This window comes from Planctomycetia bacterium, assembly GCA_016795155.1.
GTDB lineage: Bacteria > Planctomycetota > Planctomycetia > Gemmatales > HRBIN36 > JAEUIE01.
Genome location: JAEUIE010000029.1, coordinates 212,731 through 225,159, shown reverse-complemented (window position 1 = coordinate 225,159; position 12,429 = coordinate 212,731). Strand labels below are relative to the sequence as shown.

At 52.0% G+C, this 12,429-nt stretch carries 13 protein-coding genes; 6 read left to right on the top strand and 7 right to left on the bottom strand.

Annotation, left to right across the window (positions count from 1 at the left end; translation table 11 throughout):
• Positions 1-65: 65 nt before the first annotated feature.
• From JNJ77_12005 to cbiQ, 3 genes are all read right to left on the bottom strand, one after another.
• On the bottom strand, positions 66-1,550 hold the full coding sequence (locus tag JNJ77_12005; GenBank protein MBL8823305.1) for a DUF2130 domain-containing protein: 1,485 nt from the start codon (positions 1,548-1,550) through the stop codon (positions 66-68).
• 89 nt (positions 1,551-1,639) lie between these two features.
• Positions 1,640-1,873 (bottom strand): hypothetical protein, encoded by a 234-nt coding sequence (locus JNJ77_12000; protein ID MBL8823304.1) that lies wholly within the window; start codon positions 1,871-1,873, stop codon positions 1,640-1,642.
• 94 nt (positions 1,874-1,967) lie between these two features.
• Positions 1,968-2,723, bottom strand: coding sequence for a cobalt ECF transporter T component CbiQ (gene cbiQ / locus JNJ77_11995; GenBank protein MBL8823303.1), 756 nt, complete (start codon positions 2,721-2,723; stop codon positions 1,968-1,970).
• Positions 2,724-2,779: 56 nt separating this feature from the next.
• On the opposite strand from cbiQ, the gene JNJ77_11990 reads away from it, so the two are divergent.
• The 3 genes from JNJ77_11990 (at position 2,780) to JNJ77_11980 (ending at position 8,633) form a co-directional block, all read left to right on the top strand.
• Positions 2,780-3,697, top strand: a complete 918-nt coding sequence (locus JNJ77_11990; GenBank protein ID MBL8823302.1) for an NAD-dependent epimerase/dehydratase family protein — start codon at positions 2,780-2,782, stop codon at positions 3,695-3,697.
• Between the two features lie 101 nt (positions 3,698-3,798).
• Positions 3,799-7,299 (top strand): DUF1553 domain-containing protein, encoded by a 3,501-nt coding sequence (locus JNJ77_11985; protein MBL8823301.1) that lies wholly within the window; start codon positions 3,799-3,801, stop codon positions 7,297-7,299.
• A gap of 14 nt (positions 7,300-7,313) precedes the next feature.
• The gene (locus tag JNJ77_11980) at positions 7,314-8,633 is read left to right on the top strand and encodes a DUF3299 domain-containing protein (protein MBL8823300.1); all 1,320 of its coding nucleotides are present in this window, start codon (positions 7,314-7,316) and stop codon (positions 8,631-8,633) included.
• A gap of 54 nt (positions 8,634-8,687) precedes the next feature.
• On the opposite strand, the gene JNJ77_11975 is transcribed toward JNJ77_11980, so the two are convergent.
• From JNJ77_11975 to JNJ77_11965, 3 genes are all read right to left on the bottom strand, one after another.
• Positions 8,688-9,554 carry a hypothetical protein gene (locus tag JNJ77_11975; GenBank protein ID MBL8823299.1) on the bottom strand — a complete coding sequence of 289 codons (867 nt, stop codon included), beginning with the start codon at positions 9,552-9,554 and terminating at the stop codon, positions 8,688-8,690.
• 105 nt (positions 9,555-9,659) lie between these two features.
• On the bottom strand, positions 9,660-9,878 hold the full coding sequence (locus JNJ77_11970) for a hypothetical protein (protein ID MBL8823298.1): 219 nt from the start codon (positions 9,876-9,878) through the stop codon (positions 9,660-9,662).
• A gap of 76 nt (positions 9,879-9,954) precedes the next feature.
• Positions 9,955-11,199 carry a VCBS repeat-containing protein gene (locus JNJ77_11965; GenBank protein MBL8823297.1) on the bottom strand — a complete coding sequence of 415 codons (1,245 nt, stop codon included), beginning with the start codon at positions 11,197-11,199 and terminating at the stop codon, positions 9,955-9,957.
• A gap of 134 nt (positions 11,200-11,333) precedes the next feature.
• Here JNJ77_11965 and JNJ77_11960 point away from each other — a divergent pair, with 134 nt between their 5' ends.
• Both JNJ77_11960 and JNJ77_11955 read left to right on the top strand, forming a co-directional pair.
• A complete protein-coding gene (locus tag JNJ77_11960) occupies positions 11,334-11,600 on the top strand; it encodes a type II toxin-antitoxin system HicA family toxin (GenBank protein ID MBL8823296.1) in 267 nt (88 codons plus the stop codon).
• On the top strand, positions 11,590-11,835 hold the full coding sequence (locus tag JNJ77_11955) for a type II toxin-antitoxin system HicB family antitoxin (GenBank protein ID MBL8823295.1): 246 nt from the start codon (positions 11,590-11,592) through the stop codon (positions 11,833-11,835). The genes JNJ77_11960 and JNJ77_11955 overlap by 11 nt, the downstream gene beginning before the upstream one ends.
• Positions 11,836-11,837: 2 nt before the next feature.
• On the opposite strand, the gene JNJ77_11950 is transcribed toward JNJ77_11955, so the two are convergent.
• Positions 11,838-12,050 carry a hypothetical protein gene (locus JNJ77_11950; protein MBL8823294.1) on the bottom strand — a complete coding sequence of 71 codons (213 nt, stop codon included), beginning with the start codon at positions 12,048-12,050 and terminating at the stop codon, positions 11,838-11,840.
• A 41-nt stretch (positions 12,051-12,091) separates the two neighbouring features.
• Between JNJ77_11950 and JNJ77_11945 the strand changes: the two genes are divergently transcribed.
• Positions 12,092-12,262, top strand: a complete 171-nt coding sequence (locus tag JNJ77_11945) for a hypothetical protein (GenBank protein MBL8823293.1) — start codon at positions 12,092-12,094, stop codon at positions 12,260-12,262.
• The last annotated feature ends 167 nt before the right edge of the window (positions 12,263-12,429 follow it).

Here is a 12,429-nt window from a genome sequence, read left to right as displayed (position 1 = left end):
AGCTCTCTCGGTGTAGTTTCATCAAATGCGAGAGACATTGTAGAAGAGCAGACGGGAAGGTTCAGCTACTCCTCCAGCGCCAGTTTTTCGATACCATCGGCTTCCAGAATATTAGTCCCTGCGATAGCCTGCAGATCGCCGCTGAGGCCGGTAGTTGCAAAGAGAACCTGTTCCAACTGTTTCTCGCGCTTGGACCATTGTTTAGTGATGGCTTTTTTTTCTTTCAGCAGATCGTCCTGCATGTCGTTGAATGCTTCCACAATCGCCTGCATTTTCTGCTTGAACTGCGTGCCCATCAGGTATTGATAGACCATACCCATCTTGGTCTGCAAGCCTTCGTTCGACTGGCGAACTTCGTGCAGATCGAGCAGAGACTGTCTGAGTGCAAGGCAGACAGGCAGAAATGTTTTCCGGCTGGTGACCCAGACGCCTTCCACCAGATCAAAGGTATCGATGCCTTTGGGAAGAGTCTGCGAAACGATGACTGCTATATCACTTTTGGCGATACGTTGATCTTCTCTGAGCTTGGCAAGCCAGCCATCGCTCCAGGTTTTGGTGCGTTTGGATTCCCAGAGAATGCTGCCACAGGGTTTTCCGAAGCCGTTGAATACCCGTTGCAGGGTGTCGCCGCCATGTTCCCCCTTGGCAACAGGCTCGATGCTATCGTGGGGGAAACGTTTCCGCAAGTGCTCTTCGAGATCGAGTTCCTGCACTTCACCCTGCAACTGCTGCGAGCCTTGTTCCGCCTTGCGCTTCAGTTCCTCGATTTTGTTCTGCATGTCGGCAATGGTCAGTTCTCGTTCCTTGATTTTCAAGTTCAGTTCATCTTCCGCCTGCCGTTTAGCTTTTTCATGAATCTGCTGGGAGGATTCTGTAACACGTTTCTCGATGGTCAATTCCATCTCACGCCTGGCATCCTCCAGGCTGCGCTTCATCCGCTCCAGTTCCGCCTGGGCCTTGTTGGCTTCTTCGAGTTTGTGATCGCGTTCGAGAATCAGTTTCTGCAATTCTTCCAGTTTTGCATCCCGGTCTTTTACCTGCAGGCTCAGTTCCTGCTCAACCTGCCTGCGAGCCTGCTCGCGAATTTCTTTTGCAGAATCAGTCACCCGCTTTTCAATGGTCAATTCCATTTCCCGACGTGCATCTTCCATTTCCCGCTTGAGTTTAAGCAAGTTTGCTTCGGCCTGGGATGCCTTTTCAAGCCTGGCGTCACGATCTTGAATCAGTTCCTGCAGATCGGTCAGTTTTTTCTGCTGTTGTTCGATTTCGTTTTTGAAGAGTTCCTTCAGTCGTTTTTCTTCAGCGGCTGCGATGGCGGTTTTTTCACGCTTGACCAGTTCATCGACCTGGCGCTGAATGCCTTCCTTTGCTGCAGCTAGTTCGGTCTGCTGTTGCTGCAGTTTCTGCTCGCGGCTATTGAACTCGGTTTCCTTATCAGCCAGTCTCTGGTCGAATTGCTTACGGGCCGATTCCAGCAACGGCGCAGCAAGCGATTCAGTCAGTTTGATGGGATGACGACATTGCGGGCAGGGAATAATAGGATCGGTCATCAGCAGCTCGTGGTGAAGGAAGCTAAACTGTTTGACCTATTGTAGCTTGAATGGGCGAGATGGAGTTGGCTGCTGACACTTCTTTTTGACTAACAATCCATATCCTTTGGGCGATGGCGGGTGCCCATGATGCGTTCGATTTCTTCGGCCGAACGGCCTTGAGCTACGAGCTCTCGACGCAAATTCATCTCCGCTTCCAACATGCGGTACTTTGCCGAGGCACCGATGGACGATTTAATGCCCCACATGAGAACAGGCAGGCCGAAGATGAAGAAGGTCGTCAGAATGGCTGGATGACACAACCGTTCGATGAGAGTTTCCATTGCATAGGCCCTTGGCTCAGATACTGCATTTATTCGTACCATGATTCATGGCATTTAGCCAGCAAATCATTTTTTACGCATCTACACGTCGATATCATCCAATGATATTCACCACGATAAGGAGTGCAATTCCCATCAGTATGAAAGAAAAATAGAAGATGTCCTTACCGGTGGTTTGAAAATGCTGTAGAGTCTCAATTTTTCCATGGTAGCCTCGTGCCCGCATGGCATGGATGACGTGCTCGGTATGATCGAAGCCAAGCACGAAAAGGGTGCCTACTACGTTAGCAATGGTACGGTAGGTTTGCCAATGCACGCGGTTGCGAAAGCCTCGAAGACGCAATGCAATTCGAAAGTGATCAATAGTTTCATACATCACGCGGACATAGCGCCAGGCGACGACCATCACCCTCAAGACAGGTTGAGGCAATCCCAGTCTGGTAGCGGCGTGAAGTAATACTTCCATGCTGGTAGTGCCAGTCAGAAACAATGTCAGGCAGACAGCGGCCAATGCCTTGAGCACCATGGTAACTGCCAGCGTGGTTCCTTTTTGCGAAATGGAGACGCCCCAGACATTCCAGTATGGCTCACTCATCGTCAAGGGTAGCACGATAACAAAGAGCAGCAGGAACACCGCCACGGTGAGCAGGCGATCACGCCACCAGGTGAAAGGCAGCCGGGCACTGAGCAGCAACGCAAAACTGAGAACATTTGCCAACCATGCACTGTGCCAGGTAGTGAGCCACGGGATGACAAGCAATGCCATCAGAACTGCCACCAGTTTCCAGCGAGCGTCCATCCGGTGCCAGACCGAATTGCCCAGTGTGGATGGGGGTAGAACCGATTGCATGATTGGTGTACAGTGCTGCCTTCAGGAACGACATACCCAATATAGTGAGGAAGGCTGTGCAGCCTGTACGAATTCTGGTAACTGGTGCTAGGGGCTGCCTGGGTAGGCATTTATGCCAGGCTTTACAGCAGCGGTCTACGTGCGAGTTACGGGCAGCATCGCGAAGCATTCTCAATCTGCGCGATCCTGAGCAAACGCAGCGTGTTGTACAACAGTTTCAGCCTCAGCAAATCTATCACCTGGCGGGCAACATTCATGCAGGTCGGGGGAGCAATAGCAGCCATCGTGATGCCTGGGAGGATAATCTCACAGGCACGCTTAATCTACTCGATACCTGTCTGACACTTTCGGAAAAGCCTCGCGTGTTGTTTGCCAGCACAGGCGCCATCTATGGCGAAACGGCAGGCAAGCTGATTACGGAAACGACACCACTGCAGCCTTTGAATAGTTATGCAGCGAGCAAAGCTGCAGCAGACTTGGTGGTATTTCACTACTATGCCAGTTTTGGTTTACCAACTGTTCGAGCCCGGCTCTTCAATTATTTGGCAGCCGATCAGGATGATTCGACGGCACTCAGCCGGTTTGCCAGGCAATTACGAGAGTTGAAGCAACACACCGTCAGTGGCCCTTTGCCTGTATTAAAAACCGGCAGCCTTGATGCTGAACGGGATTTTCTGGATGTTGCCGACATGGTGGAAGGCATGATGCTGCTGATGGAGCATGGCCAGCCCGGCGAAGCCTACAACGTAGCATCAGGAACGAGTCAGCCGATGCGATGGTATCTTGATCGATTGATCGCACTCTCCGGCATGCAGGTAAAGGTGGAAAGCACGCCTGATCCCTTGCGAAGAGAAGCCAAGCGGCTGAAAGTGGATGTGAGCAAACTGCAAACGCTGACAGGCTGGAAGGTACGGGTGAAGATTGAGGAGGCACTGGGAATGTTGTTAAGGCGTAAATCAGAACCGAAGGATTAACCGCAGAGTGCAGCATATGAGAAGTCCACTTTTTCCCTCCTGACACAGCCAATGGATCGCGGTAGAGTATAATTCCCTCAAGAAGCCTTCCTGCCTGGGTGATGTGTCGCATGGTTCCACTTCGTTTACTTTGCAGCCTGTTGATGATGTTCTGCGTGGTGGCAGCGATGCAGGGTTGGCATGGTGATACACCTGCCTCAAGCAAGGTTGAATACAACCGCGACATCAGGCCGATCCTGGCGAAGAACTGTTTCAGTTGTCATGGCAGCGATGAAGGAAAGCGAAGTGCCGGGCTCAGGCTGGATCAGCGTGATTCTGCCATTACGCCTGGCAAGAAACGGCCAGCAGCCATTGTGCCGGGGAAAGTGGATGAAAGTACGCTAATTGCCCGCATTACCACTGAGGATGCAAGCGAACGGATGCCACCCGAAGAGACCGGTAATCATCTCACTCCATCTCAAATTCAGTTGCTCAAGCAATGGGTCAAGGAGGGGGCGAACTATCAGCAGCATTGGGCGTTTGTCAAGCCTGCTGCTGCTTCGCTGCCAGTTGTCAAACAAACAGCCTGGCCCAGACAACCGCTCGATCATTTCATACTTGCAGGCCTAGAGCAAGCGGGGTTGTCTCCCTCTCTGCAGGCAGATCGCTATGCGCTACTGCGAAGGCTCAGTCTCGATCTGCGCGGGTTGCCGCCGAGCATGGAAGAAATTAACGCGTGGGAAAAGAACACTTCGCCACAGGCATATGAACAATTGGTTGATGCATTCCTGGCTGACCCGGCTTATGGCGAACGCTGGGCACGGGTCTGGCTAGATCTGGCCCGTTATGCTGACTCAGCAGGATATGGCTCTGATCCTCTCCGCCCCAATATGTGGCGTTACCGTGACTGGGTCATTGATGCGTTCAACAAGAACATGCCTTATGATCAATTCACCATGGAGCAACTCGCTGGTGACCTGTTGCCTGGTGCGACTATGGAACAGCGGATGGCGACGGCGTTTCATCGCAACACCATGACCAATACCGAAGGTGGCACCGATGATGAAGAGTTCCGCGTGGCAGCGGTGAAGGATCGCATCAATACGACGATGCAGGTGTGGATGGGACTTACAATGGGCTGTGCCAGTTGCCATAGCCACAAGTATGATCCCATTTCGCATGCTGAGTATTACCAGGCGTATGCCATCTTCAACCAGACAGCGGATAACGATCAGCCTAACGAAGTGCCGACGATGCCGGCTCCGACCGAGGAACAGAAGCAGCGAACGATGCAGTTGGATAAACGCATCGCAGGCATTCAGCAATGGATGGAGTTGCCTTCGCTTAATCTGGTTTATCAGCAAGCGGTCTGGGAACATCGCCTGCGAGGCAACACGACATGGGTTCCGTTCAAACCTTCCATGGCCACCATCGATAAGTTTGCTCAAGTCAAGGAGCATGCGGATGCAACCATTCAGGTACAACCCTATTTCAAGAACATGACCAATGCGACGATCACCGTTACAGGCAATCGTACGCCTGGTGTGGTGACTGGACTGCGACTGGAAACCGTGCCAGGCAAAATTCGCGTAGGTAAAGGCGCTGGCCTGAACAAGGATGGCGATTTCGTCCTGAGCCGGGTGACAGCCAACATTCGCAAGAAAGATGCCAAGCCGCCGGTAGCGAGGTTTGTCCGAATTCAGTTGCCTGGCGGCGATCGTATCCTGTCGCTGGCGGAAGTGCAGGTGTATTCCGGCAAACAAAATATTGCCTTGGGAAGCGATGTCTCGCAATCCTCCACGGATTTTCTCGGCAATGCAGCACGAGCGGTAGATGGCAACACCGATGGTGACTTCTTCAAGAGCAATTCAGTGACTCACACCCGGCAGGAAAGCGATCCGTGGTGGGAAGTGAAGTTACCTGCAGAATCATCCATAGATCGCATTGTCATCTGGAACCGGACGCTGGGTGTCGAGAATCGCCTGCAGGGGGTGATGGTACAACTGCTGGATATGAACCATCAGGTTATCTGGGAACAGAAGTTGCCTGAAGTGCCGTTGCCGGTGGCAGAGATTGAAACGACAGGAAAACGGCTCGACTTTGCGCAAGCAGTTGCTGATTACAGCCAGCCTGAATTTGATGTGGAAAACCTGATTCGGAACAAGGATCTCACCCGCAAGGGTTGGGCGGTGGGTCCTCGGATCGCTGAGCCACACCAGGCACAATTGATTTTCAAGGAACCTGTCAAGCTGGAAGCGGATGATGAACTCGTCATCCAACTGGAACACCGGTTTCATCATCCTGATATGGTGCTGGGCAGTTTCCGACTGAGCACGACGAATGATCCGCGACTGGGACAACGGGCCATCGTACCTGCCAAGATTCTAGCCCTGATTGACAAGACCGGCGAACGCAACGAAATCGACATGCATTCTCTGAGCAGTTATTATCGCAGCATCGCGCCGTCGCTGAAACCCTGGCGGGATGAAATCGCCCGATTGGAAAAATCGAAGCCTACTATCTCGCAGTTGCCAGTGATGGAGGAGTTGCCTGAGAAAATGAGACGGGCAACGCACATCATGCACAAAGGCAACTTCCTGGCTCCCGGCGATGCGGTGCAACCAGGTTTGCCTGCACTGTTCAAGGCGGAAGTTTCATCGGCCAAGCCTGTCAATCGGCTCGATCTGGCTCGCTGGCTGGTGCATTCCGATAACCCACTTACGGCTCGCGTAGCAGTCAACCGCATCTGGGCACAGCTCTTTGGCACCGGCCTGGTCGAAAGCGAAGAAGATTTTGGCACGCAGGGAGAGTTGCCCAGCCACCCTGCCTTGCTCGATTACCTTGCTACTCATTTTCAACATGAGCTGAAGTGGAATACCAAGGCATTGATCAAATCCATCGTGATGTCGGCGAGTTATCAGCAGTCGAGCAAGGTGACTCCAGAGTTATTGCAGAAAGACCCGCGAAACCGGCTGATCAGTCGTGGGCCGCGTTATCGCCTGGAGGCGGAAATGGTGCGTGACCAGGCGCTGGCTCTGAGCGGTTTGCTTTATCCGAAGATTGGTGGCCCTTCGGTTTTCCCCAGGCAGCCTGATGGATTGTGGCAGGCAGCATTCAATGGTGAACGCACCTGGACGACGAGCCGGGGGCAGGATCGATACCGGCGAGGGTTGTACACCTTCTGGCGGCGAACGATCCCTTACCCTTCGATGGCAGCTTTCGATGCACCCAGCCGTGAATTATGTCAGGTCAAACGGGTTCGCAGCAACACCCCGGTACAGGCCTTTGTGACGCTGAATGATCCGGTGTATGTGGAAGCCGCCCAGGGGCTGGCTCGTCGCATTGTCAAGGAAGGGGGTAGCAGCCTGGACGATCGATTGAAGTTTGCGTTGAAGCTGACGCTAGCCCGACCTGCAGATGAAGCACAACTGGCTCCACTACGAAATCTGTTTGAGAGGGAACGTGCTCGTTACCTGCAACAGAAAGATGCAGCAGTGAAACTGGCAACGGAGCCACTGGGGCCACCTGCTGGTTCGGTATCAACGGAACAGATGGCAGAACTTGCCGCCTGGACGGTGGTGGCTAACGTGCTGCTGAATCTGGATGGCGTGTTGATGAAGTAGTTTATTGAGGAACCATGGTGATCAAGCGATTGCGTGGCTTGGCAGCCCTTGTGCTAGGACTATCGTTCGGCAACTTGACAGCCCATGCCACGATACATTATTCAGGTGAGCGATATGCTCCCCTGCCCGCCACATGGAATGGATTCCTGGCGGACCATCGCATGCTCAGGATGATTGCCCAGCCACCTTCGCCGCAGACTCCGCCATCACTGAAAAGACAGGAGTACCAGTCTGCAGTCAAAGGGTTGGAATCGCGACGAGCCAATCTATCAGCCGATGAAGCTTCTGACCTTGGTGCACTGTATCTTCGTCTGGGACAGATTGACCAGGCCATCAGTTCACTGGGGCCTGCAGCCCGGAAGTTCCCGAAACATTTTGCTGTGCATGCCAACCTGGGAAGTGCCTGGCAACTGGCAGGTGACTTAACTCAAGCAGCAGAACACTTGCAGGTTGCTGTCGCACTAGCCTCACCTGAGAACAAGCCAGTGGAAGCTCTGCATTTGAAGCTGGTGCAGTCACGCATGCGGAGGAACAACGGGCTGGATGAACTCTTTCCACTGAAACTGACGACTGCCGATGGGCAATCACGACGGGGACAGTTTACTGCCGAGGAACGCCAGCAACTGCCCGGCAACAGCATTGCCCTGACACAACGGCTGGCATTATCCCTGCCTCACGATGCTCGGCTACTTTGGCAATTGGGAGAACTGGCTGGAGTGTATGGCGATGCTGCCACGGCTGCTCAACTGCTCGAACTCTGCGTGGGGGAATATGCCTTATCAAATGCTGCTCTGAGACAATCACGAGCGACATACCTTGCAGCCAGCGAAAATCGTGGTGGTATTGTTCCCATTGAAAGGCAGGAAAAGCATATAAACCATGCTGCGGGCATGAAGCTGGAATTCAAATCGCGCAGGCCACTGATTCAGGAACCGTTTGATATCAACAAACTGGCCAGCCAGGCAGGCGATGCAGGGCTGTTAGCCTGGCCGGTGCTGGCGGAGACCGCCCGCGATGCACGGGAGTTCAAGCTGACGTTTCATCCATATCTCAAAAAGCTGGAAAACAAACCTGTTACGCTTACCGGCTTTCTGCATCCACTGACCGATGACCTCGATTGCACCAGTTTCGTATTGGTGGAAAACCCGATAGGCTGCTGGTACTGCACTGCACCTGATCTCACTGGCATCGTCTTTGTCAGCATGAAGCCAGGCAGCACGGCCCGGTTTACCAGGAATGTCATTACTGTGACTGGATCACTCAAGTTAAATGCAAGCGATCCGAACGAGTTTCTGTTTACGATTCAGGATGCGAGCGTCAGTACGCCTCAATAAAAAAACTCACGACTCAGCAGAAGCCGTGAGTTGGAAATGTCAGCAAAGTCTTTTTCATACAGTTAAAGTTGGCACAACAGGTGTTGCATCGTTTGATGCAACTGTTTCGGAAGCTATCTCAGTTTTCTTCTGTTCTTTGCTGCTCTTACGGTAAGTGTAGACCGCTCCTCCGAGGAGAAGCATGAGGCCAATCATCATATAAGTGCTCATTTCGGGAACAGCCAACTGCAGGAAGTTGATAGCCAGATCGCCTCCGAGTAATCCACCTGAGTAGCTGGCGGAGAAGCTGATAGCGTCGATATCAGCCCAATTGGGTGCACCAGCACCCACCAGGAAATTGATGCGGGCAATATCGAGTAATACGCCTGACTGATTAGAAGTTACTGAGCCCTCGAAGTAATTGCTGGCGTTATTGGTATAGGCACGAACGGTGTAGGTCCAATCGCGATTATCAGCATTGATAACTGACCATTGGAAGTAAAAGTTTGGGTCGGTCAGGATGGTGTTGAAATCCAGATTCCCCAATCCGAAGCTGGCAGGGTGTGATGTAATTGGGTTAGTGCCCGGTGTGGTGGTATTACCTTGCCAGATAATCTGCCCTCCAGAACGGGTGTCGAAGGGATTATCGATGCTGAACACGCCAGAACCCACTCGGGTAGCATTATTGAGGTATGGTGGCGAACTGCCAGGATCAACTTCAGTAAGGTAGTTGCCCATCACACGGTTACTGCCCAAAACTCCTGTTAATGGGCCAAACCCCAACCAGGCAGCAGTACCATTGATAGTACTGTCATTTACCGCATCACTGGGTGAATTGATCGTGTTATTGAAGGTATCTATAATAAATACACTGACCGGTTGAGCCCAGACAGTTGAGTGAATGCATATCACTGTAAACAAAGCGAATAGTATTCGCATCATGCAAATCCTCTCGATGCCAATCAAGATGTATGAAAGTTAAGTTACGTAAGGTGTAATGCTATGTCAACCAATAAATTACATTCGCAGCATAATTCCTGTCCGAGATCAGGGTTCTTCTTTCTCAACCTGTGCACAAGCTAAGTCTTCAATTCGTTTGATTCCTTCGGGAAGCTGTGCATCTTCGATGACCAGATTAGGATAGCCTTCCCTGGTGAAAGAAAAGACTGCACCGCAGCGAGTGCAGATCAGGTGATTATCTTCCACTTTGAGAGGGGCTTTGCCTAGCGGGCAGACAAGGATGTCGAGGAGTTGCTGATCGATCATGGTGGAATTTCGTAGTTGATGTGGAGTTATCGCGTGAACCCGCCCCCGGCTTGAAGAGCCGGGGGCTAAATAGGGTTTATTTTTTACGAACTTGTTCGTGGAGGGAGACACCCTTCTTGTTGGAGATGACGATATCGAGCAAGCCATCGCCATTGACATCGCCTACCGCAAACTGGGTGCCTACGCCGGAATCGGTATCGATGATATAAGGCGTGAAGTCGATCATGCCATCCTTGCTTTTTTTCGCCTTGAACCAGTAGAGCATGGCGGGCCAGTCTGAGCCTGGTTCGCTGCGGCCATGCGACCACCAGCGTTTGCCGGTAACCAGATCTTTCAGACCATCACCATCGATATCCACAAAATGGGCAGCGTGAGTTTCCGAAGTGTACTGGGGGAACAAGTCGCGGCGTTCGAATGCTCCATCGCCCCGCTGTTTGTGCCACCAGATGCCGAACTGATGAGCGGAAGTGGAAACAATGTCCGCCTTCGTGTCATTGTCGATGTCGATGGCAAACATGTCGGCACAGGCAGGGCCCAAGTTGGCAGCACGAAACTTCCATGGGGTAGTGCCATCGGCCTTCTCAGGCTGTTCCCACCATCCACCAGTGCAGATGACATCGAGCCGACCATCGCCATTGATATCGCCAACACCCAGGCCATGTGAGAAACGCTGGGTCCCGGGAATCATGTGCCCGGTGCCGGGCACCGGCTTGCCATCCTTCATTTTGGGAGCAACGCTTTCACTGGAGATGGGGTGCATGTCCCATTCCTTATACGGATCACCATTGGGAGTGAAGTAGGCCATCCGCCCTTCGTTATCGACGCCAGGCTTTTCCCTGGGTTGAAATCCCATGATGAGTACACGCTTGCCGGTGCCGAACAGATCGACATATTGAGGTGTTTCATTGCAGGCGCTGTGCCAGATGGGATGCTTTTTCCAATGGCCTGACTGCCCTTTGGGGTTTTCGAGCCAGTAGCAGGGGGCGCCAGGGAAATCAACCACGATGAGATCAGTATATCCATCGCCATTGAGGTCTTCACCCCAACAACAGAAGACCTTGCTGTAGCTGCGCTGACCGTCGCCATAGTTGCCTGGCGTCTGCAATTCATGCCGTTTCCAATCGGGAGCTTCGTACCAGAATTCGCCGACGAGGATATCTTTCTTGCCGTCCTTGTTGACATCGAAGAAGGTTACGCCTTCGGAGCGAAAGGCGGTGTCGATGACGGTTTTCTTCCAACTAATGGGACCGGGTTGGGGGGGCTGAGCGATCAGGTACCCGGCACACGAGAGCAAGAGTCCAACGGCAAGGAAACGGTACATCGATCACAACTCCGGTGAGAGAGACGGGCAGAGGGTTAGTATCGCCGGAGAGTGGCAGGGAAGCAAGGAGGGATTGTATTTTCGTGTTATGTTGTAAGAATAGGATTGCTCATAAAGTATGATCGAGATTGCCTGTGAAGAAAGTACTCAAGACATTAATGACAGTTCTCCGTGGCAATGCTGATAACAATATTCGATTCATAGAATTGTGTAAAATGCTGGAGTACCTTGGTTTTGAAGTTCGTGTGCGAGGTGATCATCACATATTCACGATAGAAGGCATCCCTGAAATCATCAATCTTCAACCAAAGAAGGGCAAAGCAAAAGCATATCAGGTGAAGCAAGTGAGAGAACTCATTACAACCTATCGTTTAGTTCAAGAGAACGATCATGAAGAATAAGAATGGGAAACCACGCGCAAGCAGAAAAATTCAGTACGAGATCATTCTCTACTGGAGCAAAGAAGATCAAGCATTTATTGCTGAGGTGCCAGAATTACCGGGTTGTATGTCTGACGGAAAAACCTACCACGAGGCATTGAAGAATGTTGAAGTAATCATTGAAGAATGGATTGCAACAGCCAAAGAACTTGGACGGCCCATACCTGAACCCAAGGGGCGATTGATGTTTGCCTGAGATCAGGCCAGATTAATGAGCGAACAGCCCGAACCAAGGAATTGCCAAGTCAGAAAACTAATGTGCGAGGCAGCGACGAACGGCCAGGGATAATATTCTTTGCCTTTCTCGTAGTTAGCCTGACTGGAATGATGTTGTTCCATCAGTCGGCTTACCAGCATTGGAATAAACGTGGAACAGGCAAAAGAATCGTGTTCGACGAACGGGGCAGACATACTGCCTTCTTGAATGGTGTCTGGGATATCGCTACCAACTCATGGGAGTACTGATCCACGAAGAAGTACAATGGCTCGACCGCGTGGAAATGGCTGGGCTGCCTGGCGGATATATGCCGTGGATGATTGGATTCGGAATCCTGGGCGGCGGGCTCATGAGCGCAGGTGTATGGGTGATCGCATCTCGTAAAGCTGCTGTGCAGGAAAAATAATTCACGTCTAACGACGGAAAAATACCGAATGGGGCAGGTGGTGTATCTGGATGACAGCACTCTCAAAGTAGAAGCGGCATCTTGCCGCTTCTGCAATCGCTGGCGGTTAGACTTGTTAAGCCAGAGTTTCTGGGCTGTAACATGGACTCTCACGGTTGATGACGCGG

Excerpts from the sequence above, each read along its gene's own strand:
- JNJ77_12005 (MBL8823305.1), bottom strand. The coding sequence starts at position 1,550 with ATGACCGATCCTATTATTCCCTGCCCGCAATGTCGTCATCCCATCAAA.
- JNJ77_12000 (MBL8823304.1), bottom strand. The coding sequence starts at position 1,873 with ATGGAAACTCTCATCGAACGGTTGTGTCATCCAGCCATTCTGACGACC.
- cbiQ (MBL8823303.1), bottom strand. The coding sequence starts at position 2,723 with ATGCAATCGGTTCTACCCCCATCCACACTGGGCAATTCGGTCTGGCAC.
- JNJ77_11985 (MBL8823301.1), top strand. The coding sequence starts at position 3,799 with ATGTGTCGCATGGTTCCACTTCGTTTACTTTGCAGCCTGTTGATGATG.
- JNJ77_11980 (MBL8823300.1), top strand. The coding sequence starts at position 7,314 with ATGGTGATCAAGCGATTGCGTGGCTTGGCAGCCCTTGTGCTAGGACTA.
- JNJ77_11975 (MBL8823299.1), bottom strand. The coding sequence starts at position 9,554 with ATGATGCGAATACTATTCGCTTTGTTTACAGTGATATGCATTCACTCA.
- JNJ77_11970 (MBL8823298.1), bottom strand. The coding sequence starts at position 9,878 with ATGATCGATCAGCAACTCCTCGACATCCTTGTCTGCCCGCTAGGCAAA.
- JNJ77_11965 (MBL8823297.1), bottom strand. The coding sequence starts at position 11,199 with ATGTACCGTTTCCTTGCCGTTGGACTCTTGCTCTCGTGTGCCGGGTAC.
- JNJ77_11955 (MBL8823295.1), top strand. The coding sequence starts at position 11,590 with ATGAAGAATAAGAATGGGAAACCACGCGCAAGCAGAAAAATTCAGTAC.
- JNJ77_11950 (MBL8823294.1), bottom strand. The coding sequence starts at position 12,050 with ATGTCTGCCCCGTTCGTCGAACACGATTCTTTTGCCTGTTCCACGTTT.
- JNJ77_11945 (MBL8823293.1), top strand. The coding sequence starts at position 12,092 with ATGGGAGTACTGATCCACGAAGAAGTACAATGGCTCGACCGCGTGGAA.